Source organism: Solilutibacter tolerans (assembly GCF_900155935.1).
In the GTDB taxonomy this organism is placed as follows: Bacteria; Pseudomonadota; Gammaproteobacteria; order Xanthomonadales; family Xanthomonadaceae; genus Solilutibacter; species Solilutibacter tolerans.
The window spans coordinates 520,782-545,352 of sequence record NZ_FTLW01000002.1 but is presented as its reverse complement, the minus strand read 5'-3'; the positions used below and the strand labels follow the sequence as shown (position 1 = coordinate 545,352).

Below are 24,571 nucleotides of genomic sequence, written 5' to 3'. Positions count from 1 at the left end.
ACCTTTTTCATCGCTCCTGCAAACGCAGGTCGACCACCAGCGGATCATGATCCGAGCTGCGCAAAGGCGTGACCGGCGCATCCAGGCCCTCCGGCGCATCGGGCTCGTCGGCATTGATATGCCATTCGGCGGCGCTCGCCAGCCGCACCGCCATTGCAGGCGAGAGCAGGGCATGGTCCAGGCGGCCGATTTGCCCGTCGTACACATAGGAATAAGGATGTTGGATGCCGGCTTCGGCAAATGCATCACGCCAACCGTTTTCACGCAGCCAGCGGGGTGGGTCTTCCATCGCATAGGCGTTCAGATCGCCCAATATGACGATCGGCGCATCCAGCTTGGCATCGATGCGTTGTCGCAGCCAACCATCCAGCAGTTTTGCCGATGTCAGGCGTGACGCATTCCAGCAACTCTGGCCGTCACGCTGGTCGGCATCGCCACCTTTAGCATCACGACAACCTTTCGACTTGAAGTGATTGGCGACCACGTTGAACAGCGGGCCGCGGCCCGCACGAAACGCTTGCAGCAACGGCGGACGGCTGAGACCCGCGAACGGGCCTTGATCGAACGTGGCGGAAGCGCCCACGGGCTTCACCTTGGATGCACGATAGATCAAGCCGACGCGAATCGCATCGGTGCTGGCATTGGTCGGCATCGATATCGCGCGCCAATCGCCTCCGTGGATGGCATTCAAGGCGAGGAGCAGCTGCGCCTCGGAAGACAATGGTCCCGCCCCATCATTCTCCAACTCCATCAACGCCACTACATCAGCGTCCAATGCTGCCAGTGCTGCAACAAGCTTGGCGCGCTGGTGCAGGTATGCGGCCTGGGTTTTTGCCCCGCGCTCGGTCGGGAAACCGCCACCCTGGCCATCCCCGTTAAACAGGTTCTCAAGATTCATCGCGGCGATGCGCACATCACCTTTTCGCATGGGTGCGGTGGGGCGCTTCGCCGCTTCCACCACGGGCGCCTGCGCTAATTGCAGCCGATAACCGCCGAAGCGTTCATCGACAATGCCCGTCACGCCTTTCATCAAACTACCCGTACGTGGGATGTCGCGGCGCATCACGGTATCGGCGCTGCTTCGCGCATCCCCATCATCCAGCGCGACCACGCGCGCACGATTCTGGCGGCCGAGTGCATTCGCGGCATCACCCGGCAGAACAACTTCAGTCGGTGTCCACACGCGCCCTTCTAGCGCCACTTGCCACTCGCCGAAGCGTGCGGCGTTATGGGTATCAACGATGGCCAGGTCCTGGACAAACCTGACCCGCATCGCCTCCAGTGACTCCCAGGCCGCAGCATCCACCGGAACATTCGCCAGTGCCTGCGCACTCGGCAATGGCGTCGGTGCCAAGGCCGACAAGCCGGTGACTTCCAGCACAGTGATGCTAGCGCCCTTGCCGGTATCGCGTTCGGCCACACGTCCCTGCACGCGCACGTGATCGCCGACAAGCAGGGGACCACCGACGCCCGACAGGAACAGGGCATCCGATGTCGCCGCATCGTCATCCGCCGTGCCTTGCAGCGTCCACAGACCAAGACCCGCGGCGAAATTCGCGGTCACGATGCCATCCACGGTGACTTCCCGACCCAACATCGGGCTGGTCATGCCGCTGCCTTGCACGGCCCCGATCGGGGTCACCTCGGGCGGTGGGGCAATGCTGGCGCAGGCGGCAAGCGTGAAGGAGAGCGCGAGCAAGGAAAGTTGGCGATGTCGTTGCATGGGGCGTCAGGCGTGGCAGGCAGATGCGCAGTGTTTCATGCCGATGCGAGATCCGCACTTCTCCATCCCCGAATCTTCAATAGCCAAAACGAAAAACGCCGCCCAAGGGCGGCGTTTGGACACGAAGCGACAGAGCGCTTACTTGCTCTGCTCGACCATCCACTCGACGGTCTTCTGCATCTGCTCGTCGGTGATCGCCGGGTTTCCGCCCCTCGCGGGCATGACGCCAGCGGTGCCGGTGAAGCCTTCGGTGGCCTTCTTGATCAGCTCTTCCAAGCCCTGCTGGGCTACGCGAGCCCCAATGCCGCCAGCATCCAGCTTCGGCGCGCCACCGGTACCACTGGTGTGGCAGCTGGTGCAGAGGTTGTCGTAGATGACCTTGCCATCCAGCGTGCCGCCGTAGGCCACATTAGCCGCAGCGGCGGCCTTCATGGCCTCAGCCGAGGCGACTTGCTCGGCAACACCGATTTTGCCGGCAAATACCGAACCGACGGGCGCGATGCGGGCATCGAGCTGCGCCTTGGCTTGCGGCGTCATTTCGTGCGGCAACAGGTGGTTGAGGTAGCGTGCAAACAGAATCAGGCTGACCGTCAAGACGCCCAAAAAGGCGATGATCAGCGAGAATTTCTTGAGGAATACGGTGTCGTGCTTGTTCACGTGGCTCTGTCCCGCATGGCCCAAGTGGCCATGTTCCAGCCGCACAGTATAAAGGCCGGCCCCACGAGCGGCCATAGCCCCGGCCGATCTGCATCCGCCCACCGGTCGGAGTAGCCTGCGATTGCGCCAGACAGGCGTGAATGATCGGGGAAACACCATGCAATCAAAGAAATGGGCAGCCGAGTTCATCGGCACCTTCTGGCTTGTCTTGGGCGGCTGCGGCAGCGCCGTGCTGGCGGCCAAGTTCGGCGGGGATGGCAACCCGCTGGGGATCGGGCTGCTGGGGTGTCGCTGGCTTTCGGCCTGACCGTACTCACTGGCGCCTATGCACTGGGGCACATTTCCCGCGGCCACTTCAATCCGGCAGTCAGCCTGGGGCTGTGGGCGGGCGGCCGTTTTCCGGCACGCGACCTACCGGGCTACGTCATCGCCCAAGTGCTCGGCGGCATCGCCGCGGGTGCGCTGCTGTATTTTATCGCCAGCGGCAATGGGACCGCCATCGGCCAAACCGTGGTTGGAGATACGGCGACGGCGGGCGCTTTCGCCAGCAATGGCTATGACAGTCTGTCACCGGGCGGGTATGCAATGGGCGCGGCTTTGGCCTGCGAATCGTGATGACTGCGATGTTCCTGGTGGTGATCCTGGGCAGCACCCACCATCGGGCGCCGGTCGGTTTCGCGCCGATTGCGATTGGTTTGGCGCTGACCTTGATCCACCTCATCAGCATTCCAGTCACCAACACCTCGGTGAACCCCGCGCGCTCCACCGGCGTCGCGCTGTTCGCCGGCAGCGGTGCAGTGTCGCAGTTGTGGCTGTTCTGGGTGGCGCCGTTCATTGGCGCGGTGATCGGCGGCGGCCTGTACAAATGGCTGGGCGCGGATGACGCGCCGGACATCGTCGGCAACGGCCGCTAAATAGGCAACAGCTTCCCCCGGCGCGGCGTGCCCGCGTCGGGGCTTTTGCCCCAGTCAAACCTTGTAGTAGTCGCGGTACCACTCGACGAAATTCGCCACACCCTCTTCGACCGGCACCACCGGGCGGTAGCCGACGTTGGCGATCAGGTCCGAGACATCGGCCTCGGTATCCGGTACATCGCCAGGCTGCAGCGGCAGCATCTCCAGCGTGGCCTTGCGGCCCAGGTTTTGCTCCAGCACTTCGATGTATCGCAGCAGTTCGACCGGCTGTTCGTTGCCGATGTTGTAAAGGCGGAACGGTGCAACGCCGCTGGTGGCCGGGTCCGGCGCATCGCCATTCCATTCCAGATCACGCGCAGGCGGATTGTCCAAGGTGCGAATGATGCCCTCGACGATGTCATCGATATACGTGAAGCTGCGCTTGTGCCTGCCATGGTTGAAGACGCGAATCGGCTCCCCGGCCAGGATCGCGCGGGTGAACAGGAACAAGGCCATATCCGGGCGTCCCCACGGGCCATATACGGTGAAAAAGCGCAGACCTGTCGTGGGGAAGCCATATAGATGCGCATAGCTATGCGCCATCTGTTCGTTGGCTTTCTTGGTCGCCGCATAGAGCGTCAGCGGGTGCTCGGCCGAGCCGTGCTCGGAGAACGGCATCGCGGTATTGGCGCCATATACCGAGCTGGTCGAGGCGTAGACTAGGTGCTCGACTTCGTAGTGTCGGCAGCCTTCCAGTACATGCAAGAAGCCAGTGACATTGCTGCTGATGTACACATGCGGGTTTTCCGCCGCATAACGCACGCCCGCCTGCGCGGCCAGATGCACCACCTTGCGCGGACGGTACTGGGCAAACATCGCCTCCAGCGCTGCACGATCCGCCAGATCAGCTCTGACGTGCTGGTAACCCTTCCGTGCCTCCAGTCGCGCCAACCGCGCTTCTTTCAGGCTGACATCGTAGTAATCGTTGAGATTGTCTAAGCCGATTACCCGCTCGCCGCGATCAAGCAACCGGTGCGCGACTTGCGAGCCGATGAAGCCTGCGCTGCCCGTGACCAAGACACTCATAGCCGTCCATCCACCCATTCGCGTGGCAAGACCGATTTGACGTCGTACAACACGACATCGGGCCTGCCCCAGCCGCGCAAGGTCGCGACATCCAAATCCAGAAATTCTTGATGCGCGACCGCCAACACGATCGCGTCATACGCGCCCTTGGCAGGCGCATCGATCAGCGCAAGATCGTATTCGCGCAAAGCTTCGTGCGCATCGACGCGCGGATCGTGCACATCCACCATCGCGCCCTGCTTGCGCAGGGTTTCGATCACATCCACCACCCGTGTGTTGCGCAGGTCCGGACAGTTTTCCTTGAACGCGAGACCCAACACCAACACGCGGGGCGCAATCAGGCTCACACCCTTGTCCGCCATCAACGTCATCACTTGTTTGGCAACGTAAATGCCCATGCCGTCATTGGTGCGGCGACCGGCCAGGATTACGTCCGGGTGATGGCCAACTTGCTCCGCCTTGTGGGTCAGGTAGTACGGGTCCACGCTGATGCAATGCCCGCCCACCAAACCAGGGCGGAACGGGATGAAGTTCCACTTGGTCGCGGCGGCATCCAACACGTCTTGCGTGTCGATGCCCAGCTTGTCGAACAACATCGCCAAGTCATTGACGAGCGCGATATTGAGATCACGCTGGGTGTTCTCGATGACTTTAGCGGCCTCGGCCACCTTGATGCTGGGCGCGCGATGCGTACCCGCGGTGATGATGCTTTGGTAAAGCGCATCGACGAACCCGGCGGCCTCGTCGGTGGAGCCTGATGTGACCTTGCGGATGTCGGTGACGCGATGCGCGCGGTCACCCGGGTTGATGCGCTCTGGGCTGTAACCGCAAAAGAAATCGTGATTGAAGCGCAGGCCAGAGATGCGCTCAAGGATCGGCACGCAGATCTCTTCCGTGCAGCCCGGGTACACCGTGCTTTCGAAGATGACGATATTGCCGCGTCGCAGCACACTGCCCACCGCCTGACTGGCCAATTCCAGCGGACCCAAGTCCGGGCGCTTGTGGGCATCGATGGGCGTGGGCACGGTAACGACGAAGATGTCGCTGCCGGCGATCGATTCCAGCTCGTCGGTGAACTGCAGATGCGCGGCCGATGCGAGGTCTTCTGGCGAGACCTCCAGCGTGCTGTCGTGGCCATCGCGAAGCTCCGACACACGGCGGAACTGGATGTCGTAGCCCGTGGTCGGGTAGCGCTTGCCAAACTCGACGGCCAGCGGCAAACCAACGTAACCAAGGCCGATGACGGCGATACGCGTATCGGGGGAAAGGGTAAGTGCCATGCGGCGGCAAAGATAACAGGTAGGCCCACTCGCCTCCGCGACGGCTCCCGCAATCAGGGCCAGCGTGCGACAATGTGACCCCGCTTGCACTGCGAGCGGCGGCGATTCGCCGATACAACGCGCCCGTAGCTCAGCCGGATAGAGTAGTGGCTTCCGAAGCCATTACTCAGCCCCAAAATGGGGTCCGGCAGGTGTCACAGCGCCAGTAGTCAGAGGGTTGCGTCAAACGATGTAAGTTGTTGATTTAAGCGCCTGTAGCTCAGCCGGATAGAGTAGTGGCTTCCGAAGCCATTGGTCGGGGGTTCGAATCCCTCCAGGCGCGCCACCCCTCCTGTGACAAATCTGTGCCGGATCAGTGCCAAGAAATTTTGGGTACAGGCTGGCGGATGAGTAATGGCCATGTGACGTATCCAAGGCCTCATTATGGCCCTCCGACGCTCATCCTTCTCGCCTCCTGAGACACGCGTCCCCTAAGCTGGACTGGTTGCAGCCGACCACAGGGGAAAGGGAAGTTGAAGGGACTGATCATCGACGAACCATGGATTTCATTGATCCTAGCCGGCAAGAAGGATTGGGAGATGCGCAGCCGCCCCACGCAGGTGCGTGGGCCCATCGCACTGATCCGCAAGGGAAGTGGACAGGTCGTTGGAACTGCGAATGTCACCGGCAACCACGGCCCCCTTGGACTGGAAGAGCTCCTATCAAACGCCTCGCGGCATTGCGTGCCCATGGTCGAGTTCGAGTCCGGGCGCGCCATGAAGTGGACGACCGCCTGGCAACTGGAACTCGCCACGCCATTGGCAGTACCGGTCTCCTACAAGCACCCGTCCGGTGCTGTCATCTGGGTAAATCTTGATCCCGATGTCGCGGTTGCGATCCAAGCGCAGCGAGCTTCCGGTTCGACGTATTCCGAAGTAGCCGGCGAGCCTCGAGTATCGCCACGGGCCCGAGCTGACGAGCACACTGCCAAATCGGCTAATACCGCTGCGAAAGCCATGGCAAACCGTGACGTGGAAGCGGCGCGTACAACCGTTGGCAAATTGGTTCGCGTGGCCAAGGACGGCTCATGGTTCGGTCCGCACGTCGGTCGCGGCGGCGTATTCCAGATCGGAGAAAAGGGCGCGGAGTTTCGCGTCTCCGGCTATGAAGCCGCGTTGGCTCAGCTCCGCACGATGAGTCCGCCTCGTTGGCGCCGCCCCAATGAAAAAGGGAATTGGGGAATCGTGTCGGGTGTTGACTGGATGGTGCCGCCTGCATGATCCAAGTCGGGTGCTTTGTCTGCTTGGAAAGGCGACTTCCGGCCAATAGCGGCCTCAATTGACGCAATCAAAGCATCCGGTTAATAGACTTATATACCCGTATCGATTTCTGCATCGCGGTAACCATCCAGCCTACTCATATATCGCAGCCAGTGATTTACTGGCTTCGCCGCACAAAATCATCCAGCCCTTCCTCATAGCGAATCCAGCCTCTGATGTCTTCTCCTTCGTTGATATCAAAGATTAGTTGTTCAATTTCTTCAGAGTGCTTTCCCTTCCAGTCGAAATTCCCCAGGCCTAATGCATCGACTTCTTGCTTGTAGCGCTCGGCGAGCTGGCGAAAGGTCATCGTGTCGGGGACTTTGAAGGTATCCACGAACACGCGCAGAGCTACCAACTTATCCTCAAGGGAAGTGGCAGTGGTTGATTGGTCCTTCATATGGCTTTCTTTATGCCGTCATTCCACAGTGCAGCAAGTCTCGCATGGACGTCATCCTTCGTATGCATGTCCCACGGGCTGATGTATGCAGGCAGGCCACTAAATAACGCCTCATGGCGGGTGTGGTAGTGGTAACTGATCTGTCCTGACGGCAGGTCGATATACACGCAGCCCTTCCAGTCTGAGGTCCAACCTGGTGTTGTCGTATCTCTGATTCCGGAAGGAAACAGCCTGGCAAGCGCAGCCACCAGATACATTCGTTCGTCGTAGGCAGCATCCCTCTTGCGCGTCAACCGCTCGACCTCTGTTTCCTTCACGCTGCTTCCTTGACGAGCTCGTAATACGGGTGCCGCCTGTCGTCGAAGATCGCGAACAACTCCTCATCCGTGCGACCTTCGGGCGTCAGCCACGCTTCCACATGCTCGGGTTTGATATTGATGATGGTTCGATCATGCCCTGCAGCAGCCACCTCAGGCTCCGGTTCATCCGTGATCGCAGCGAAAGACCATAGGTCTGGCTGCTTGCCCGTGGGATCCACCCAGTGCGAATACACGCAGGCGATATACATGGTCTCGCCTGTCCGCGGCCGGAACTGGATTTCCTTACTGCCGCCTTTGCCGTCGTCAACATTCTCATAGAAGGTTTCGGCCAGCACCAGCGCATGCGTACGCCCGAACTGTTTGCGCCAAAACCGAGTGAGGTTGTCACGGCGAGCGTTGTATTTTCCGGAAATGCGCCCTTCCTTAGTCACATCACTGGAAGCGGACATGCCTGCCGGACGGCAGTGATAGCGCATAGGGCGGATGATCTTCTTGCCGTTCTCAATGATCATCACCGGGGCGTACCAGTCCGGGAAGATTCTGTCGTCGCGGGCTGGCTCGTGGCGAGTGCGTTTTGCATCTTCGATCCACCGCGTCATCTGCTTGATCTTGTTGCCGGCGATGCGTTGCTCGTTGAGTGCAGTTTTGGTTTCTTTGACCTTGAGCTTCTCCACTGCAGCAGCAAGGCGAGCTTCTTGTTTGGCGAGTTCGGCTTCGCTCTCGGCCAACTTACGCCCATTCCATTCACCGATCAGGTCTTGGATCTTTCCTTCAAGCTCTGATTTCGGCCGCCGGAAGTTTAGATCCACGCCCTTGGGAATCTTGGTGCCATCGGACAGTTTCTTACGGATGCGGTACTTTTCATCGCGCTCTAGGTAGATTTCCCAGAACGCCTTGATGTCGATGTCTGCATCGAACTCTTGTACATAGGCGTCGTAGAGCGCCCAGCATTCAGCCGAGTAGCACATGAATCCTTCCTCCTGCTGAGAGTGTAAGGCTCACCCGCGTGAAACTTGCTCTGACGTTCCACAGCCCTGTTCAGCGAAGTACTAAATGACACGGGCCAGATTCGAGGCGTAGCCTCGTCACCCGTGTCTCAACTTGTGAGCCGCGGGCCTAGGAGGATCTCTCGCCATGCTCACCATTCCTGTCTCGCGCCGTCCACTGCCGACTCCAACGGGATTTCTTGGCTCGGTATCAGCACTCAGCCAGCGCTCCCTACCGATGCTTGCCACCTCGGCTGCTTGCGGCTTCCCAAGTCCCGCGGAGGATTTTTTCCGTGAGGATGACCGGCTAGACCTCAACGAGAAGCTGATCGCCAACCCCCCAGCAACTTTCCTGGTTCAAGCCGACTGCGGGGGGTCCATGGTCGACTTCGGCATTCATGACGGTGACCTGCTCATCGTCGACCGCTCCATCTCTCCACGCCCTGGCCACACCGTCGTCGTGCTGTGGGAGGGTGGTTTCGTGTGCAAGAAGCTCTACGTTCGGGGCAACCGAATCGTGCTGGCAAGCAGCGAGGGGCACACGTCGATATTCGTGCCTGAGGACGTCGAGCTCGACATCTGGGGCGTGGTGCGTAGCAGCGTGCACTTCCATGTCTGAGCCAGCGCCACGTTTTGCGCTTATCGATGGCAACACGTTCTACGTGTCCTGTGAGCGCATGTGGGATCCAAGCCTTCTTGGTGTCCCCACAGTCGTGCTGGGTAATGGCGATGGCTGCTGCATCGCCCTGTCGCCTGAGGCCAAGGCGCTGGGACTGAAGATCGGCACCCCTATCTTCCAGGTGCCAGAAGATATCCGGAAGCAGGTTCAGGTGCGCTCGGCCAATTTCGCGTTGTATGGAGACATGTCTGCCCGGATCGTGACCATCCTGCGTGAGATGTTTCCGCGAGTGGAGGTGTATTCCATTGACGAGAATTTCGTCGATATAGAGGGAATTGCCGACCCCGTCGCGCTCTGCCTTGAAGCAAGAGAAAGGATCCTCCAATGGGTGGGTATCCCGTGCTGCGTAGGCCTCGGCATCACCCGGACGCTTGCCAAGGCAGGCAACAAGCTCGCGAAGAACCAGTCCAAGCGAGCCATCCATGCCGGCCGACTGGCTGTTTTCCATGCCACACCGGACAACATTCATAACTTGCCGGTCGAGGATGTCTGGGGCGTCGGGCGACAGTTCGCCAAAAGGCTCGCCAAGGAAGGCGTCGAGACGGCTGCCGATCTTGCTGCCTTACCTGCCGAGCACGTACGTGCCCAATACGGGGTGGTGCTCGCGCGAACCCAAACCGAATTACGCGGAATCCCATGTGGAGATTTAGAGTTAGAAGAACCAGATCGCCAACAGATCATCGTTTCGCGAATGTTTGGTCGCGATGTGACAGATCCGATGGATGCTCTGGTGACATTCGCCACGGTTGCAGCAGAAAAGATGCGAGGCCGTGGCCTCGCAGCATCAGCAGTGTGGGTGTGGCTGGATGGCAACCCGCATAAGGGCAACGGCTTCCATGTCTCGCGCACGGTGCCGCTTCCGTTTCCAACTCAGGACACGCGTGATGTCTTACTAGCAGTGCGCTGGCTCGCAAAGTCAATCATTAAACCAGGGCAGGCGTTCAAACGTGGCGGCGTCGGGCTAGTTGACCTAGTTCGTGGTGGCCAGCGACAAGCGGATTTTTTCTCGGCGCCAGATCCTAGACGCGAGCGGGGTATGGAAGTACTCGATCGCATCAACGCCAAGTACGGGCGAGGCACATTGGGGCTCGGCGCTGCTGGTTGGAGGGTCGGTGGTGTGCGGCCTGATCAAGTGAAGCGACATGGCGGAGAAGCTCAATGGCGCCCGATGCTCAAGTCGCTGTCGCCCTCTTATACGACGAAGTGGGATGAGCTAATCAGAGTCCGCTAAAGGCCGAGGCTGTGTGAAAACCCCACCTTCACTGGCATGATCTGAGCACCGGTCAATGGGTGCTCTGCATGAAGCGATTCGTGGATGGCGTTGATCGTTCCCAGGGGCTTCTTCTCCCTGATCGGCTGGAAGACTACGTCCACGAAGACAACCCGGTGCGGGTGGTCGATGCCTTCGTCGAAGCGCTCGACCTGAGCGCGCTGGGCTTCGAGGCGGTCAATCGCGGGGCTGGTGGCCGTCCTGCCTATCACCCCGCCGCGCTGCTCAAGATCTACATCTACGGTTACCTCAATCGCATCCAGTCCAGCCGGCGCCTGGAACGGGAGGCGCAACGGAACCTGGAGCTGATCTGGCTGACCGGTCGACTGGCGCCGGACTTCAAGACCATCGCCGACTTCCGCAAGGACAACGGCGGCGCGATCACAGCCGTGTGCAGTCGGTTCGTCGCGCTGTGCCGGAACATGAAGGTCTTCTCGCATGCAATCGTCGCGATTGACGGCAGCAAGCTGAAGGCAGTGAACAGTCGGGATCGCAACTTCACCGTCGGCAAGATCAAGGGGCGCCGGCAACAACTGGAGGACAGCGTTGCGCGTTACCTAGCCGAGCTGGACCGGTCAGATCGCGATCCCACTTTGTTGCCAGAGGGCCGCGTTCCCCAGCTGAGAGACAAGCTGGCCAAGCTGCATGCGCAGATGGAGAAGCTCGACGAGATTGAAAAGCAGCTTGAGGCCACCCCCGATCACCAGATCTCGCTGACGGATCCCGACGCGAGATCAATGACCTCAAGTGGCCGTGGCACGGGCACGGTGGGCTACAACGTCCAGGCGGCGGTCGACGCCAAGCACCACCTGATCGTGGCATACGACGTGACAAACGACGATCACGACCGTGCGCAACTCTCACGCATGGCGATGAAGGCCAAGGACGCCCTTGGCGCCGAGCATATGACGGCGCTGGCGGACCGTGGTTACTTCAGTGCCCCGGAGATCCTGGCGTGCGAGGAGGCAGGCGTCATCCCGTTGGTACCCAAGCCTCTGACATCCAACGCCAAGGCCGAAGGCCGGTTCGACAAACGCGATTTCGTCTACGACGAAGCCGCTGATGAGTACGAATGTCCGGCGGGCGAACGGGCGATCCACCGCTTTACGACAGAGGAGAAAGGGCTGACCTTGCACAAGTACTGGTCCTCCGCCTGCCCCCGCTGCCTGATCCGGAAGCAATGCACGACTGCCAGCTACAGGCGTATCGGACGATGGGAGCACGAGCATGTGCTCGAACGAATGCAGATGCTGCTGGATGCCAGGCCGCAAACAGCGGTGGTGCGAAGGCAGACGGTGGAACATGTCTTCGGCACGCTGAAATCATGGCTCGGCACGACGCCGTTGCTGACGAAGACGCTACCGAAGGTCAAAACGGAGATCAGCCTGGCAGTTCTGGCCTACAACATGAAGCGGATGATCAAGATCATGGGCACCGAGGGCATGGTGCGGGCCATCGCAGCCTGAGCATCAAGTTCTTTTACTGCAGCGCTGGTTGCTCAAACTGGCTGCATCGTCGTCGGCAGCACCGCGCCCGGGAGTTTTTACACAGCCTCGGCCAGAAGCGGACATTGCCCTCTATTCGTTATGCGCCCAACGTGCGAGGTTCTGTTTGATTCTTCCGATGTCTTCCCATGGGTCTTTCCGCCTGCGCTTCAGTCTGGCGGGCACGTCCTTGATCGAGAACGCATTCGCCTTATCTAGCTTAGATAGCTCGCTCCAGGCCAGCGGCAGAGCGACGGGCGCACCGGCGCGCCCCCGCATAGAGTAGGAGGCCACCGCGGTGGCGCCCCGCCCGTTGCGCAGGTAGTCCACAAAGATCCGCTTGTTGCGTTTGCTCTTGGCTGCGGTGGATAGGAAGCGGTCCGGCTCCGAACGGGCCAGCGCGTCGGCGAAACCGTGCGCGAAGCGCTTGGTAAGATCCCAATCGCACCCCGGATTCAAGGGCACCACCACGTGGAGGCCCTTGCCGCCAGACACGCGCAGGAACGATTCTAGTTCCAGCTGTTCCAGCAGCTTGCGGATGTCCGTCGCCGCCTTCCTGATCTCCGAGAACGGCACGCCCTCACCGGGATCCAGGTCGAACACCACCCGGTCAGCGCGATCGGGTTCTTGGGCGTGCGAGCCCCACGGGTGAAACTCCAGCGCGTTGAACTGCACCAGCTCCATCAACCCCGGCAGGTCTTCCACCACCAGGTAATCCGCGTTAGCGCCGGATTCCTCCTTGAGCTTGACGGTGTCCACCCGCTCCAGCCCCGCGGTCAGGTGTTTCTGGAAGAAGCACGGCCGCTCGATGCCCGCCGGGCACCGGATGATGGACAGCGGCCGCCCAGCAATCTCCGGCAACAAGTGGTCGGCCACCGCCAAGTAGTAGTCCCACACGTCTTGCTTCGTGATACGACTATCGGGGAACAGGATCTTCGTGGGACTGGAGAGCTTGGGCAGATCCGCCGTTGTGGCGCCCTTCTTGCCAGCTTTCGCTGCTGTCTTGCCGGCCTTGGTGGACTTGGTCACCTTACTGACCTTGGCGGCTTTGGCCAGGCTCGGTGCCTTGGCGGGCTTTTCTGCCCGGTCGCTGTCGGCCAGATCCGCCACGTCCTTGTCGGGGCGAATGGCCTTGAGCGAGGGCTGGCGCAACAGGTCCTGCCGGCCGATGCCGCGAAAAAACACCTCGACCACAAAGCGCGGGGCAAACCAGGTGGCGGTGCGCAAGTCGGTGTCGGTGGTTCCCACGAACGCGGTGGGCTTTTTGCCCCCACGCTTGGCCAGCTTCTTAGTGACCTCGCGCATTAGTTCGTCGTTGAAACCGGTTCCCACACGGCCCACGTAGCGCCAGCCGTGCTCGGCATCCGGCTTGGCCAACAGCAGTGATCCGAACCCGGTTCGGCTGCCCTTCGGAGCGGTGTAGCCCACCACCGCGAATTCATCACTGACCAGCTGCTTGGTCTTGCGCCAATCCTCGCTCCGACCACCGTGGTAAGGACGGTCGGCGCGTTTGGAGATGATGCCTTCGAAGTGGCGATCCCCCGCGAGCTTGAAAGCTGCCTCCCCGTCGCCCTCAATGTGAGAACTGAACGCCAAGTGGGCCGGTGCGTCGTCCAGAAGTTCCTGGAGCAACGCTTTGCGCTCGAGGAGCGGTGCGCCCGAGAGGTCCACCCCGTTGAGGTGGAGCACGTCGAACAGCGCATAGGCCAGCTTGCCCTGGCGCTCGCCTGACAGTGTGGACTGGAGCAGGTTGAAGTCCTGCTTGGTGCCGCTGCCGGCGATGAGCTCACCGTCCAGCGCCCCGGACTCGAGGCCCAGCGCTGCAACCGCGTCGCGGATGTCGGGAATCTTCGCGGTCCATTCCAGCGCGTTGCGAGACCACAACCTCACTTCGCCCTTGGCGATGGTGGCCAGGATGCGGTAGCCGTCCCACTTGAGCTCGTGGATCCACTGCTCGCCTTCGGGCGGGGACTCGCCCAGTTTGGCCAGTTGGGGCTCGAACGGCCCTGCGGGGGCGGCGCCCTTTTTGGCCTTGGGCAAAGCGGAGGCTTTCTTCGCCCAATCCTTCTTGCGTCCCTTTTTTGCCGGGACCGCCGTCAGCTTCTTCTTGTTCGTCTTGCCGGAGCCCGCGCGCTTGAGATCCACGGCCGGCGCCTCTGCCACGTCGGCGAGCAGATCGTCGGCCTCCAGCGTGCCGGCGTAGTCGTCCTTGTCTTTGAACAGCAGCCACTGTGGTTGCTTGGCGGGTTTGCCTGAGCGCACCAGATGCCAGCCGCCCTTGAGCTTGGTGCCGAACAGTTCAAAGCGCAGGTGGCCTTTAACGAGTTGCTCTTCGGGATCGCCGTCGGTGGCCCACACGCCGTGATCAAACTGGGCAACGTGCCCGCCGCCGTATTCCCCCTTGGGGATTTCGCCTTGAAAGGTGGCGTAATCGATGGGGTGGTCTTCAACCTCCACCGCCATGCGCTTCACGCTGGGGTCGTAGCTGGGTCCTTTCGGAACCGCCCAGCTCTTTAGGGCGTCGCCCACCTGCAAACGGAAATCGTAATGCCGGCGGCTGGCGTGGTGGAGCTGGACCACGAAGATCGCCCGTTGCCCCTTCGGGACCGCCTTGCCCGGTTCCGGTTCGCGCGTCTTGTCGAAGCTTCGCTTGCGACGGTAGTCGGTCAGGCTCATGGCGTGGGGCTACTTGCTCAGATGCTCGCGAACCGCTTTGGAGGTATTGCCCACCGCCTGGATGACATCTCGCAGCTCCTTCTCGGAGATGCCCAATTCCTTGGTCCAGTATTGGACCTCGTAGTCCTCGCTCAGGTTGATGCGATCGCGGTCTGGGGAACCGGTCTTGCTCTTGTTGTCGGACATGGATATTTCTCCTTCGGTGGTGAATCAGGAAGCCTTGCGGGCACTGGATTTCTTGGTGGCCTTGCTGGCTTTCTTTGCGGGCGCTTTGGTCGCTTTAGCCGGGGAATTGGCTTCTGCTTTCTTGGCTGCGCCCTTGGCCGGCGTGCGCTTCTTCGTGTCCAAGCTCTGTTGGAGCAGCGACATGAAGTCCACCACGTTGGTGGCGGCGTCTTCGCGCGGCTCGGGCTCTTCGAACGTGGTGGTGGCGCCGGCGGACTTGATGCGCTTCTTGATGATGTCCGACAGCCGTGATCGGAACTCGTCGTGGTAGTCGGCCGGATTCCATTCGGATGTCATCGAATCTATGAGCTGCTCGGCCATCTCAAGTTCTTTGGGCGCCAGGCGGTAATCGGCCGGCTTGCCCTCGGGAAGCTTGTATTCGTCGAACTCGACCAGCTCTTGCGGGTAGCGCAGGAGGATCAACACCAGCGCGTCCCCGTCGGGCATGACGGCGCACATATACTCCCGCGTGCGTATGACCACACGGGCGATGCCCACCTTTCCTGACTTCTTCAGGGTCTCGCGCAGCAGCACGTAGCCCTTCTCGGCTTTCTTGCCCGGGACTAGGACGTAGGGCTTCTCGAAGTAGCGCAGGTTGATGCTGGACGCCTCCACGAACGTTTCCACGTCCACCGACTCATGCGATTCGGGCGCTGCAGCCGCGATATCCTCTTTCTCGATGACGACGTAGCTGCCTTTGTCATACTCGAAGGCCTTGACGATGTCCTTCCACGGCACTTCTTCGCCAGTGTCCGCGTTCACCCGCTCGAAACGGATGGGCTTTTTATCCCGGGAGTCGAGCATGCGAAAGCTCAGGTCCGTTCGGCGCTCGCCGGACATGAGGGACACAGGAATATTGAGCAGACCGAAGGAAAGCGATCCGGTCCAGATTGGGCGGGCCATGGCAGGCTCCAACGTGTGCGAGCATCACTTGTAGGTCCGGCCGCGTGAAATCGGTGTCACCCCGTCCGCAGATGCTGCAATATGGCAAGCCCGCTCGCGGGGGCTTCCGGTCGTCGGCGCTTGAGTGGGGGAAACTCCGGCGTCATGGTGGATGCACTCGCTGCATCGAGGCAAGGACTGAGCGGCCCCTTCTTTCTCAAGCCGCCCTTGGCAAAAGGCGTCCACGTCACAGAGCTGATGTTCGAAGAGAACTGAAGACACGCCGCCTGGTGGCCGAGGCACCTGCCTTGGCCACCTTGGTCTGTTCAGAGCATCGGCGGATCCGTCTCACGGCCAAAGTGCTTATGCAGGGCCAACGCCTCGAGGAACTGGTTCACCGCCGCGTCTTCCGGCTCGCTCTGAAGCAACAAGCCAGGATCGCCCTCATCCCTCAGCACGCCGGCCCCTTCGACGAACGCGACCGCTTCGCCCAGCGCCAGAATGGTCTTGAGATGGCGGAACTGGTCCTTCACGAACTCCGCCGCCCTCCCATCGCGAGCCCACACCTTCGCTGTTCCCTCGCCGTCAGGAATGATCACCCCGTCGAACAGGACGGACGGCTCGTTCTCAAAGGAGGCGTCCGCATCGATCTCACTGCCATCGGCTGCGGTAAAGATTCCCACGCGTGGTCCCACCAGTCGGCCGACGGCTCCGGCGTCCAGCAAGGCCTGCTGGGCTTTCGCCACCTGGTCGCCGTCGACGCCGTCGCCCACGAAGATGGCGACCTTGCGCGTTGCCACGCCCGTGTTGCCCGGGCGAGCAAACATCGACAACGGCTGGGAAACGTCCACTTCTGCCTTGGGCGGCTTCGGCAGCGCCCGGGGCATGGCATCCGGGAGCGGCATCCCCAGTCCTTCGGCTACCTGCGCCGCCAGCTCTTCCGAGGCATTGCGAAGCATAGAGACCACCCTCTGGCGAATCGCGGGCACTGTCAGCTTCGAGAGCTCGAAGCGGAACGCGGCCGCAATATGCGCTTGCTCCACCGGTGTCTGGCTGTTGAAGAACAGGGCCGCCTGATTGAAGTGCTCGGCGAACTTCTCGGGTTTGCCGCGCACCTCGTCCTGCTCCACCGGCTCAGGGAAGGAGACGAAGCCGGCCGCCCCGGCCTGGAAGGGACAGCCGCCCCCCAACGAGTTCGGCTCGTAGGAGACCTTGCCGCGGTGGATGGCCTGGCGATGCAACCCGTCGCGCTGGTTGTTATGAACTGGTGCGATGGGCGCATTGATCGGAATTTCGTGGAAGTTGGGCCCGCCGAGTCGGCTCAGCTGAGTGTCCACATAGGAGTGAATTCGACCTGCAAGCAAGGGATCATTAGTGAAGTCGATGCCGGGCACCACGTGGGCCGTGCAAAACGCTACTTGCTCTGTCTCGGCGAAGAAGTTGTCGGGATTGCGGTTGAGCACCATCCGGCCCAGTGGGGTAATGGGCACGAGTTCTTCAGGGATGATCTTGGTCGCGTCCAGGATGTCGAACGAAAACCGCTCGGCATCTTCTTCCGAGAAGATCTGCACGCCCAATTCCCACTCCGGGTAAGCGCCCGCCTCGATGGCTTCCCACAGGTCGCGGCGGTGGTAGTCCGGGTCGCAGCCCGAGATCTTCACGGCTTCGTCCCAGAGCAAAGCGTGTGTGCCCTGCAGCGGGGTCCAATGAAACTTCACGAAGGACGATTGGCCCCGCTCGTTGACGAAGCGGAAAGTGTGAACACCGAAGCCCTGCATCATGCGGTAGCTGCGCGGAATGGCGCGGTCGGACATCAGCCACATCAGCATGTGGGTGGACTCGGGCATCAGCGAGACGAAGTCCCAGAAGGTGTCGTGGGCCGAGGCGGCCTGCGGCATTTGGTGGTGCGGCTCGGGCTTGGCCGCATGCACCAGGTCAGGAAACTTCATCGCGTCTTGGATGAAGAAGACAGGCATATTGTTGCCCACTAGGTCCCAGTTGCCCTCGTCGGTGTAGAACTTCACAGCAAACCCGCGCGCATCGCGCGCGGTGTCCTTACTGCCTCGCTCTCCCGCGACCGTAGAGAACCGCACGAAGACTGGCGTGATCTTGCCTGCCTCCTGAAACGGCGCCGCGCGAGTGAGTTTTCGCTGGTTCTTATAGCTCTCGAAGAAGCCGTGTGCGCCCGAGCCTCGGGCGTGCACGATCCGCTCAGGAATCCGTTCGTGGTCGAAATGCGTGATCTTCTCGCGCAGGATGAAGTCCTTCAGCAGGGCCGGGCCACGCAGGCCTGCCTTGAGCGAGTTCTGGTTGTCGGCGATCGGCACGCCCTGGTTGGTTGTCAGGCGTTGGCCACTGCTGTCCACACGCACGCGATCGAGGGAACCGACAGTCGGATTTGCGCCTTCTTCAGCACGGGTTCCCAGTTTCTCGGACGTATTGCTCTCCGCCAGGGTGCTGGCCGTCACCAACGAGGACGGCGGAACGATTTGGGTGCCCTCGGGCGGATCCAGCGCCGCTTCGCGCCCGTGCTCGGCTGCCTTGTTCTCGTTGAACGGCATGGCGGCAGCCGTTGCCTCCACCTCCGCGCTCTGCTCAGCTGCCAAGTCATCCGAACCTTGCGGTGGGGCCTTGGACGCGGAACTCTCAGAGTTGCGAGCAGCAGCGGCACTAGCCACGCTCTTCTTGTCTTTGGGGGAGTTCTTGCGTGACGTCGCCATGGGACTGTTTTCCTGTCTGAATTGACAAAACCCCAGCCACCCTCAGGAGGTTGGGAAGTGCGTGAAGATGGTAAAAAGCCCGCCATAAGGCGGGCTTTGCTCACAACATGTCTTCTCGGGCTTGCTCGGCGCGGGCTGCGCCGATTGCGGTCTCGACCTTCTTGACCTCTTCGGGCGGGGGCAGCACGGCTGGCATCCCCAAGCTCTGGATCCACAGCTCCCGGCACCATCCCTTGGTGTGGTAGAGGTGGTGATCTTCGTCCTCCTCCACCTCGTCGTAGGCCGCTTTCAGGACCTGGGCTACCTTGTCATCGGCTGATTCTGCGACCTTGCCGATCAACTCCCAGTTGGAGTGATCTTTGGTCTCCGCTAGAACAACGCATTCGCACGCGACCAGCTCCGCTGCCGCGGGATCGGCGTTCGCCTTTGCCAGCTCAATGGCCGCCACCAGCGAAGCGCCGTTGTGCGCGCAGACTTCACGGCCCGGGCTCATCTCCTCGGTGTCCATCCCGAGCTCGCTGAATACGCGGGTGAGCACTTCCTCGTGGTGCTGGGTCTCTTCCAGGTATTCCTGCCATTCCTCGCGCAGGTCTTCATTGACCGCCGCGCTGATGGCAGTCGTGTAGATCTTGATGCCGCCGCGCTCGGTTTCCAGCGACTGAAGGAGCAATTCCTTGAGACCGCTCTGATCGTAACCCTTGCTTGCCATGACTGACTCCGTTAGTTGGGTGAACTAAGGAGCGCATCGTTAGCGCCATGGCGCTAACGCAACGTGAAAATGCCAGCGGTCACTTCGTGTCTGCCACGTTTGAGAACTGGGAGAGTGAGTTTCTTCAGATGGGCATGTATGTGCTGCTAAGTGTCTCCCTTCGGCAAAAGGGCTCGGCAGAGTCGCGCCCATTGGATCCCTCGCAAGAAGAGGATCGCGTTGAATACGGACCAACCCCTTGGCCCGTGCGAATTGGCGGAGTCTGGCTGAAGCTCTACGAGCACTCTCTGGCCATCGCATTTGGTGTGCTCTTCCTGCTCTCGTTCGCACTTCATTTGGATGGCAGTTGGCGCCTCGAAAGCGTCCAGCGTCAGCTCGACGGGAAACCTCCTGTTGAACTTTGGGATCACCTGGCTAGCGCCCAGTTCTGGTTCGAGTCCTTTCAGAACTGGAAAAGCGAGTTCCTCGCCGTGGCGGCACTTGTCTTGCTGACCATCTTTCTGCGCCAGAAAGATTCGCCACAGTCCAAGCCGGTCGAAGCACCTCATAGTCAGACCGGGACGTAAGGCGGATATATGCGTCCTGCGCTTCTCATCATCGACATGATCAACCTCTTCGACTTCGAAGGGGGCAACCAACTGGGTGTCCACGCGCTCAAAGCGTGCGGCCCTATTGCCACCCTTCGCCAAGCCTTCGCCGACCGCAACTGGCCGGTGCTGTTCGCCAACGACAACTTCATGGACTGGAACCAGGAGTTCACCGACCTCGTCGCGAAGTGCCGGCAGCATCCCGGCCCGTCAAGCGAGATTGCCGCCGTGCTGGGGCCTAAGCCGGGGGAATACTACGTGCTCAAGCCGAGGCATTCGGGCTTCCTCTGCACGACCCTGCCCGCGATTCTGGCGGACTTGAAGCTTCAGGAGCTTGTGATCACCGGTGTGGCCACCGACTCGTGCGTCTTGGCCACCGTACAGGATGCCCACATGCGTGGATACAAGGTGCGGGTCCCTCAGGATTGCGTTGCCGCGCAGACCCCTTCCCGATCCACCCGCGCATTTGCACTGATGCGCGAGTCAATGAGCCTGGACACGCGAGGGGCCAAAACCGTCCTGCGCAGCTTGGCTGCTGAGCAGTAGAGTTTCTTCAGGCGCCCACTTGGATCCACGTGGGCGCGTGGTCACTCGCCTTCTCTTGTAGCCGAACCCATCGGTCCACGCCCGCACCCTTCAGCCGCTTGGCGAGCACGGGATTGAGCAGCAAGTGGTCGATGCGCAAACCTCGGTCGCGCTCGGCGTGTTGGCGGAAATAGTCCCAGAAGGTGTAGACCCCGCTGTTCGACCCGTGAATCGTGCGAAGGCTGTCGGTCCACCCTTGCTCCAGCAGCTTGAAAAACGCTTCTCTGGATTCCGGCTGCAAGAGGGCATCCCGCCGCCACCCTTTAGGATCGTAGATGTCTTCGTCGGTCGGCACGACGTTGAAGTCGCCGATGAGGGCTACCGGATGGGGCAGATCCACCAAAGTCTTGGCGTGGCGCTGTAGGCGTGCCATCCATTTGAGCTTGTAGTCGAACTTCGGACCCGGCTGGGGATTGCCGTTGGGTAGGTATAGGCAACCCACGACGATGCCGTGGACGGCCGCCTCGATGTAGCGGCTCTGCTCGTCCTTGGGATCCCAAGGCAAGCCCCGCCGGCTCTCCACCGGGTCCTGGCTCTTGGCCAACAACGCGACCCCATTCCAGGACCTCTGACCCTGCCAGATGGCGCCATACCCCGCCTCCCGGATGGCGTCTTCCGGAAAAGCACCGTCCAGCGCCTTGAGCTCCTGCAGCCCCACGATGTCCGGCTGCTCCTTCTCCAACCACCCCAGCAGGTGCGCCAAACGGGTGTTGACCCCATTGACGTTGAATGTGGCGATCTTGAGCGTCTTCTTGCGTGCCATAGGAGTGTTCGACTAAGTAGGCATCAAGGGAAGAACCTCAGTCCACGCCAACCCTTGTAACCGCCCCGTGAACTCTCATGGGTGAGAACACCACGTCGCTTACACGCGGCAAGGACTTCAATGGGTCTAACCCTGAGGAGCACTGCCATGAGAGACCGTAAAGACACGCCCGCACCGGGTGAATCAGTGGACTGCGAGGAAAGCAGTGCCAAGCGCCAGGAGCGCAAGCAGCATGAGAGCGAGAACCAGGACCAAGCCCTGGAGGAAACCTTCCCCGCCAGCGACCCGGTGTCTCCCTTCGTGCCTGCCAAGGCCCCGGAGTGACCTAAATCCAGCGGCGATTCCGCCCCAAGATGACGGAGATGCCCGCCAGGATCAGCATCAAGGCGACCGCGACAGAAAAGCCTCGGACGCCCGTCTTGAAGAACGGCGCCTCGAAATTCATCCCCAGAACGCCACCGATGACGGCCAGCACGCCGACCACCACCGTGACGAAGGTCAGCACTTTCATCGTCTCGTTGGCAGCCAAGGCGGTTTGAGTGCTGAACAGCTCGAAGCTGCCCACCACCAAATCCCGGGCGTTCTCCACCATGTCCATGGCGCGTTCGTAGTGAGTGTCCAAGACTCGAAAGTGGCGGTCGGTCTGCTCATCTTCTTCTGGTCGGAAATCCGGGCGCGACAAGGCGGTGAACACGATCCGATGTGGGGCGAGCATCCGCCTCAGGCGGGAAGCGCCCTTCCGGAGCAGCCGAAGTTCGGCCAAGCAATCGCGCGGCTCCGTGGAGAGCACCTCGACTTCTAGTCGCTCAACGGCCAATTCAAAGCGCGACACCGCTTCGAAGTAGGTTCCCAGATGCCAGTCCAGCAGGGCGGCCACAAAGCTGCCGGATCCCAACGCTCCCACCCCACCTTTCGACGCCGTCCCTTGGCGGAACGTTTCTAGGAACGCGACCGGCGTGCGATGCAAGGTAGCCACGAAGTTGGAACCGGCGACGATGGTTAGAACGGTTCCCGTGAACTCGTGACCGGATGTGTCGGCCACCGCCACCACGCGAAGCCAGAAGCACTTTCCGCAGTTCTCCAGTGTGGGATTCGTCTCCGTCCCCAAGTATCCCTCCACCGCCGCAGAGGGTAAGGACAAGCGCGCGGCCAGCTCGTGGACGTCCTCTTCGCTTGGGTCTACTAGGTCGATCCACACCAGTTGGTCGCTCGACCGCTCCTGTCCGAACAGGTCATCCGCGCCGATTTCACGGTTTCCTCGTTGGGCGTCAAATAGCATGGCCTGCATTCGTACCTGGCGCTTCTCGGTGACTTCGGTGACGCCGGTCATTCCTTCCATCCACATTGAGGGGTTTCTTCATGTCGCCCGATGCCATCGGTTGGCTGGCGTCTGCCATTTTGCTCGCGACGTTGGTGAAGCAGATTCATAAGCAAGCGACCCAAGACAACGCGGAAGGGGTTTCCCGGTGGCTGTTTCTCGGGCAAATGGCGGCGTCGGTCGGATTCATCGTTTACAGCTGGTTGCTCGACAACTGGGTTTTCATCACCACCAACAGCCTCATTCTCCTGACAGCCGTCATCGGCCAATGGGTCGTGTGGCGGAAGAAACGAACCGCTGGCTGATCAAGCCCCATCGCCCGTCCCTTGCGGCTGGAGGGCGTCCAGCCACCCCCACGAGCGAATGACGATGTCGCGCACCTCGGGCCATAACTTGGTGGAATTGCCGCCAAGCTCGTCCCACAACACTTCCATCTCGGCGTCGTCTTTGGGAAGCCCATAGGTGCCCACCGAGATCAGGGCGAGTGCGTAGGCCGGGCACACATCCGCCCAATTGCTTTCCACCGACTTCGCATCCCGGCTGGCAAAGTCGTTGAAGCCGGCGGGAATGGGGGTCATGTTGGGATACGGAAGACACTTGCCCACCCCACCCGACCGGTGGAGAAATTCCACGAGGCGATGAAAGCGCTCAGAATCAAACCGTCCCATCGTTTCACTCCGTCCCGCGCTCCAGAGGCCTCCGCGTGGCCGCGCGAGCATGGGCCACGGATCATCACTACCCTTCCGCCCGTGAAACCTGCGTCACCTTTGCCACGCCTCATGCTTAGGCAGCCTTTTCATGACACTGTAGAACCTGGCCATCCACCCTATTCAGCAGGACGCCATGACGGACCTCGACTGCATCATCATCGGCGGCGGACCTGCGGGGCTGACCGCAGCCACCTACCTCCGCCGCTTGCATCGTCGCGTGGTCGTGTTCAACGACGGTCGGAGCCGGGCTCGCTGGATCCCCGAAAGCCACAACTGTCCCGGGTTTCCTTTAGGTGTGTCGGGCGATCAATTACTCAGCCGACTGAAGGTCCAAGCTGAAACCTATGGCGCAACGATTCAGCCCCAGCGCGTTGGCTCCTTACAAGCCACAACTGGCGGATGGCGCGTGGACACCCAATCCGGGCATTGGAGCGCGCCCACGGTGCTGCTGGCCACCGGCGTGGTGGATCGACTGCCGGAGCTTTCGTCCGGCGACGCTGAAGAAGCATTGCGGAGCGGATTGCTGCGATCGTGTGCGCTCTGCGATGGCTATGAAGCGACGGATTGCCGGATAGCCGTGGTAGGGCCTCTTGCCAAAGCCACGGCCAACGCTCACTACCTCAGCACCTTCTCGGCAGACGTCACCGTCGTTCCGATATCGCAAGAGGGAACGCGGCCGTCCGACACTCCTTCCACGCAAGGAATCGCGATCCTTGCTCCACTAAAAAGCTTGGCCTGCATCGACGGGGGCTGGAAAGTCATCGATGCGAACGGCCACGTCCATTGGTTTGACTTGGTTTACGCAGCCATGGGAGCGCCAGCCCGGGGCGACTTGGCGAAACAGGCGGGTGCGATGGTGGACGCCGACGGCGCGGTGCTGACCAACGAGCACATGGAAACCACCCGTCCGGGACTCTATGCCATAGGCGACGTGGTAACTGATCTTAATCAGATTGCGGTTGCCTACGGTCATGCGGCCGTGGCCGCTAGCGCGATACACCGCGCTCTGCCCGAAGCACGCCGAAATCGATCGAAGCCATAGACCCAACATTCCACTCGAAGAACCTAGGCGTCGCGTCCTATCACTCCTTACTGCTGAGACGTGGCAAAGCTCGGAAGAGCAGGCTTTTGGGGCAGCGATCGCCCAACTTGCGAGCGGTTTTCGCTTGCGGCGCATCAAAGCCTGACGTCCGCTTCGGGTCGTTAGCAGAACGTCTTAAAATTAGCTGGGGCCAGTTAAAATTAGCAAGCTCAAGAAAAGCTTGCTAAAGCGTCCGCATCGAGTCGAAAGCGACCCATGCGAACTCTTCCTACACCAAT

23 protein-coding genes, 1 tRNA gene and 2 pseudogenes are annotated in these 24,571 nt (G+C 61.0%); 11 read left to right on the top strand and 15 right to left on the bottom strand.

Going from position 1 to position 24,571, the window contains the following annotated elements; translation table 11 throughout:
• Nucleotides 1-7 precede the first annotated feature (7 nt).
• Nucleotides 8-1,723 carry an ExeM/NucH family extracellular endonuclease gene (locus BW989_RS05710; protein ID WP_076586198.1) on the bottom strand — a complete coding sequence of 572 codons (1,716 nt, stop codon included), beginning with the start codon at nt 1,721-1,723 and terminating at the stop codon, nt 8-10.
• A 138-nt stretch (nt 1,724-1,861) separates the two neighbouring features.
• Complete coding sequence (locus BW989_RS05705; protein WP_076586511.1) at nt 1,862-2,380, bottom strand: c-type cytochrome; 519 nt, start codon at nt 2,378-2,380, stop codon at nt 1,862-1,864.
• Between the two features lie 157 nt (nt 2,381-2,537).
• Between BW989_RS05705 and aqpZ the strand changes: the two are divergent.
• Nucleotides 2,538-3,294: pseudogene (gene aqpZ, locus BW989_RS05700) on the top strand (aquaporin Z).
• A 54-nt stretch (nt 3,295-3,348) separates the two neighbouring features.
• Here the strand turns inward: aqpZ and BW989_RS05695 are convergent.
• Both BW989_RS05695 and BW989_RS05690 read right to left on the bottom strand, forming a co-directional pair.
• The gene (locus BW989_RS05695; protein ID WP_076586196.1) at nt 3,349-4,359 is read right to left on the bottom strand and encodes an NAD-dependent epimerase; all 1,011 of its coding nucleotides are present in this window, start codon (nt 4,357-4,359) and stop codon (nt 3,349-3,351) included.
• Nucleotides 4,356-5,639: a nucleotide sugar dehydrogenase gene (locus BW989_RS05690; protein ID WP_076586194.1), complete on the bottom strand. Its 1,284-nt coding sequence runs from the start codon at nt 5,637-5,639 to the stop codon at nt 4,356-4,358. Before BW989_RS05690 ends, BW989_RS05695 begins: the two co-directional genes overlap by 4 nt.
• Before the next feature lie 248 nt (nt 5,640-5,887).
• Between BW989_RS05690 and BW989_RS05685 the strand changes: the two genes are divergently transcribed.
• Nucleotides 5,888-5,964: transfer RNA gene (locus BW989_RS05685), tRNA-Arg, on the top strand.
• Between the two features lie 187 nt (nt 5,965-6,151).
• On the top strand, nt 6,152-6,898 hold the full coding sequence (locus BW989_RS12330; RefSeq protein ID WP_083688268.1) for an ASCH domain-containing protein: 747 nt from the start codon (nt 6,152-6,154) through the stop codon (nt 6,896-6,898).
• A gap of 157 nt (nt 6,899-7,055) precedes the next feature.
• Here the strand turns inward: BW989_RS12330 and BW989_RS05670 are convergent, their stop codons facing one another.
• The 3 genes from BW989_RS05670 to BW989_RS05660 are packed head-to-tail and all read right to left on the bottom strand — an operon-like array spanning nt 7,056 to nt 8,625.
• A complete protein-coding gene (locus tag BW989_RS05670) occupies nt 7,056-7,337 on the bottom strand; it encodes a hypothetical protein (protein ID WP_076586193.1) in 282 nt (93 codons plus the stop codon).
• Nucleotides 7,334-7,654 (bottom strand): WDGH domain-containing protein, encoded by a 321-nt coding sequence (locus BW989_RS05665; RefSeq protein WP_076586191.1) that lies wholly within the window; start codon nt 7,652-7,654, stop codon nt 7,334-7,336. Before BW989_RS05665 ends, BW989_RS05670 begins: the two co-directional genes overlap by 4 nt.
• Entirely contained in the window at nt 7,651-8,625 is a 975-nt protein-coding gene (locus tag BW989_RS05660) for an SOS response-associated peptidase family protein (protein ID WP_076586190.1), read from the bottom strand. The genes BW989_RS05665 and BW989_RS05660 overlap by 4 nt, the downstream gene beginning before the upstream one ends.
• A 166-nt stretch (nt 8,626-8,791) precedes the next feature.
• On the opposite strand from BW989_RS05660, the gene BW989_RS05655 reads away from it, so the two are divergent.
• The 3 genes from BW989_RS05655 (at nt 8,792) to BW989_RS05645 (ending at nt 12,058) form a co-directional block, all read left to right on the top strand.
• Nucleotides 8,792-9,262, top strand: coding sequence for a LexA family protein (locus BW989_RS05655; protein WP_083688266.1), 471 nt, complete (start codon nt 8,792-8,794; stop codon nt 9,260-9,262).
• A complete protein-coding gene (locus BW989_RS05650) occupies nt 9,255-10,553 on the top strand; it encodes a Y-family DNA polymerase (protein ID WP_076586186.1) in 1,299 nt (432 codons plus the stop codon). Before BW989_RS05655 ends, BW989_RS05650 begins: the two co-directional genes overlap by 8 nt.
• 68 nt (nt 10,554-10,621) lie before the next feature.
• The gene (locus tag BW989_RS05645) at nt 10,622-12,058 is read left to right on the top strand and encodes an IS1182 family transposase (protein WP_076586185.1); all 1,437 of its coding nucleotides are present in this window, start codon (nt 10,622-10,624) and stop codon (nt 12,056-12,058) included.
• Nucleotides 12,059-12,169: 111 nt separating this feature from the next.
• On the opposite strand, the gene ligD is transcribed toward BW989_RS05645, so the two are convergent.
• From ligD to BW989_RS05620, 5 genes are all read right to left on the bottom strand, one after another.
• The gene (ligD, locus tag BW989_RS05640; protein ID WP_076586183.1) at nt 12,170-14,752 is read right to left on the bottom strand and encodes a DNA ligase D; all 2,583 of its coding nucleotides are present in this window, start codon (nt 14,750-14,752) and stop codon (nt 12,170-12,172) included.
• 9 nt (nt 14,753-14,761) lie between these two features.
• Nucleotides 14,762-14,938, bottom strand: coding sequence for a DUF3606 domain-containing protein (locus BW989_RS05635; RefSeq protein WP_076586181.1), 177 nt, complete (start codon nt 14,936-14,938; stop codon nt 14,762-14,764).
• 24 nt (nt 14,939-14,962) lie between these two features.
• The gene (gene ku, locus BW989_RS05630; protein WP_076586179.1) at nt 14,963-15,880 is read right to left on the bottom strand and encodes a non-homologous end joining protein Ku; all 918 of its coding nucleotides are present in this window, start codon (nt 15,878-15,880) and stop codon (nt 14,963-14,965) included.
• 305 nt (nt 15,881-16,185) lie between these two features.
• Entirely contained in the window at nt 16,186-18,579 is a 2,394-nt protein-coding gene (locus tag BW989_RS05625) for a catalase (protein WP_076586177.1), read from the bottom strand.
• A 100-nt stretch (nt 18,580-18,679) separates the two neighbouring features.
• Nucleotides 18,680-19,288, bottom strand: a complete 609-nt coding sequence (locus BW989_RS05620) for a spore coat protein (RefSeq protein WP_076586175.1) — start codon at nt 19,286-19,288, stop codon at nt 18,680-18,682.
• A gap of 74 nt (nt 19,289-19,362) precedes the next feature.
• Here BW989_RS05620 and BW989_RS05615 point away from each other — a divergent pair.
• Nucleotides 19,363-19,854, top strand: a pseudogene (locus tag BW989_RS05615) (DUF6766 family protein); the annotation flags it as partial.
• A 9-nt stretch (nt 19,855-19,863) separates the two neighbouring features.
• Entirely contained in the window at nt 19,864-20,421 is a 558-nt protein-coding gene (locus BW989_RS05610) for a cysteine hydrolase family protein (RefSeq protein ID WP_076586173.1), read from the top strand.
• A gap of 7 nt (nt 20,422-20,428) precedes the next feature.
• Here BW989_RS05610 and xth read toward each other — a convergent pair whose 3' ends face one another.
• Nucleotides 20,429-21,223 (bottom strand): exodeoxyribonuclease III, encoded by a 795-nt coding sequence (gene xth, locus BW989_RS05605; protein ID WP_076586171.1) that lies wholly within the window; start codon nt 21,221-21,223, stop codon nt 20,429-20,431.
• A 147-nt stretch (nt 21,224-21,370) separates the two neighbouring features.
• On the opposite strand from xth, the gene BW989_RS12580 reads away from it, so the two are divergent.
• Entirely contained in the window at nt 21,371-21,547 is a 177-nt protein-coding gene (locus BW989_RS12580) for a hypothetical protein (protein ID WP_165688562.1), read from the top strand.
• Nucleotide 21,548: 1 nt separating this feature from the next.
• Here BW989_RS12580 and BW989_RS05595 read toward each other — a convergent pair whose 3' ends face one another.
• Nucleotides 21,549-22,553 (bottom strand): magnesium transporter CorA family protein, encoded by a 1,005-nt coding sequence (locus tag BW989_RS05595; RefSeq protein ID WP_165688561.1) that lies wholly within the window; start codon nt 22,551-22,553, stop codon nt 21,549-21,551.
• A 29-nt stretch (nt 22,554-22,582) separates the two neighbouring features.
• Here BW989_RS05595 and BW989_RS05590 point away from each other — a divergent pair, with 29 nt between their 5' ends.
• Nucleotides 22,583-22,846, top strand: a complete 264-nt coding sequence (locus BW989_RS05590) for a hypothetical protein (protein WP_076586165.1) — start codon at nt 22,583-22,585, stop codon at nt 22,844-22,846.
• On the opposite strand, the gene BW989_RS05585 is transcribed toward BW989_RS05590, so the two are convergent.
• On the bottom strand, nt 22,847-23,119 hold the full coding sequence (locus BW989_RS05585; protein ID WP_076586163.1) for a hypothetical protein: 273 nt from the start codon (nt 23,117-23,119) through the stop codon (nt 22,847-22,849).
• A gap of 265 nt (nt 23,120-23,384) precedes the next feature.
• Between BW989_RS05585 and BW989_RS05580 the strand changes: the two genes are divergently transcribed.
• On the top strand, nt 23,385-24,293 hold the full coding sequence (locus BW989_RS05580; RefSeq protein WP_076586161.1) for an NAD(P)/FAD-dependent oxidoreductase: 909 nt from the start codon (nt 23,385-23,387) through the stop codon (nt 24,291-24,293).
• Nucleotides 24,294-24,571: the final 278 nt, after the last annotated feature.

What these genes read in the sequence shown, in the direction of transcription:
- BW989_RS05695 (WP_076586196.1), bottom strand. Translation starts at nt 4,359, where the DNA reads ATGAGTGTCTTGGTCACGGGCAGCGCAGGCTTCATCGGCTCGCAAGTC.
- BW989_RS05670 (WP_076586193.1), bottom strand. Translation starts at nt 7,337, where the DNA reads ATGAAGGACCAATCAACCACTGCCACTTCCCTTGAGGATAAGTTGGTA.
- xth (WP_076586171.1), bottom strand. Translation starts at nt 21,223, where the DNA reads ATGGCACGCAAGAAGACGCTCAAGATCGCCACATTCAACGTCAATGGG.
- BW989_RS05645 (WP_076586185.1), top strand. Translation starts at nt 10,622, where the DNA reads ATGAAGCGATTCGTGGATGGCGTTGATCGTTCCCAGGGGCTTCTTCTC.
- BW989_RS05595 (WP_165688561.1), bottom strand. Translation starts at nt 22,553, where the DNA reads ATGACCGGCGTCACCGAAGTCACCGAGAAGCGCCAGGTACGAATGCAG.
- BW989_RS12580 (WP_165688562.1), top strand. Translation starts at nt 21,371, where the DNA reads ATGAGAGACCGTAAAGACACGCCCGCACCGGGTGAATCAGTGGACTGC.
- ligD (WP_076586183.1), bottom strand. Translation starts at nt 14,752, where the DNA reads ATGAGCCTGACCGACTACCGTCGCAAGCGAAGCTTCGACAAGACGCGC.
- BW989_RS05610 (WP_076586173.1), top strand. Translation starts at nt 19,864, where the DNA reads ATGCGTCCTGCGCTTCTCATCATCGACATGATCAACCTCTTCGACTTC.
- BW989_RS05635 (WP_076586181.1), bottom strand. Translation starts at nt 14,938, where the DNA reads ATGTCCGACAACAAGAGCAAGACCGGTTCCCCAGACCGCGATCGCATC.
- BW989_RS05660 (WP_076586190.1), bottom strand. Translation starts at nt 8,625, where the DNA reads ATGTGCTACTCGGCTGAATGCTGGGCGCTCTACGACGCCTATGTACAA.
- BW989_RS05620 (WP_076586175.1), bottom strand. Translation starts at nt 19,288, where the DNA reads ATGGCAAGCAAGGGTTACGATCAGAGCGGTCTCAAGGAATTGCTCCTT.
- BW989_RS05655 (WP_083688266.1), top strand. Translation starts at nt 8,792, where the DNA reads ATGCTCACCATTCCTGTCTCGCGCCGTCCACTGCCGACTCCAACGGGA.
- BW989_RS05650 (WP_076586186.1), top strand. Translation starts at nt 9,255, where the DNA reads ATGTCTGAGCCAGCGCCACGTTTTGCGCTTATCGATGGCAACACGTTC.
- BW989_RS05625 (WP_076586177.1), bottom strand. Translation starts at nt 18,579, where the DNA reads ATGGCGACGTCACGCAAGAACTCCCCCAAAGACAAGAAGAGCGTGGCT.
- BW989_RS05710 (WP_076586198.1), bottom strand. Translation starts at nt 1,723, where the DNA reads ATGCAACGACATCGCCAACTTTCCTTGCTCGCGCTCTCCTTCACGCTT.
- ku (WP_076586179.1), bottom strand. Translation starts at nt 15,880, where the DNA reads ATGGCCCGCCCAATCTGGACCGGATCGCTTTCCTTCGGTCTGCTCAAT.
- BW989_RS05690 (WP_076586194.1), bottom strand. Translation starts at nt 5,639, where the DNA reads ATGGCACTTACCCTTTCCCCCGATACGCGTATCGCCGTCATCGGCCTT.
- BW989_RS05580 (WP_076586161.1), top strand. Translation starts at nt 23,385, where the DNA reads ATGACGGACCTCGACTGCATCATCATCGGCGGCGGACCTGCGGGGCTG.
- BW989_RS05585 (WP_076586163.1), bottom strand. Translation starts at nt 23,119, where the DNA reads ATGACCCCCATTCCCGCCGGCTTCAACGACTTTGCCAGCCGGGATGCG.
- BW989_RS05590 (WP_076586165.1), top strand. Translation starts at nt 22,583, where the DNA reads ATGTCGCCCGATGCCATCGGTTGGCTGGCGTCTGCCATTTTGCTCGCG.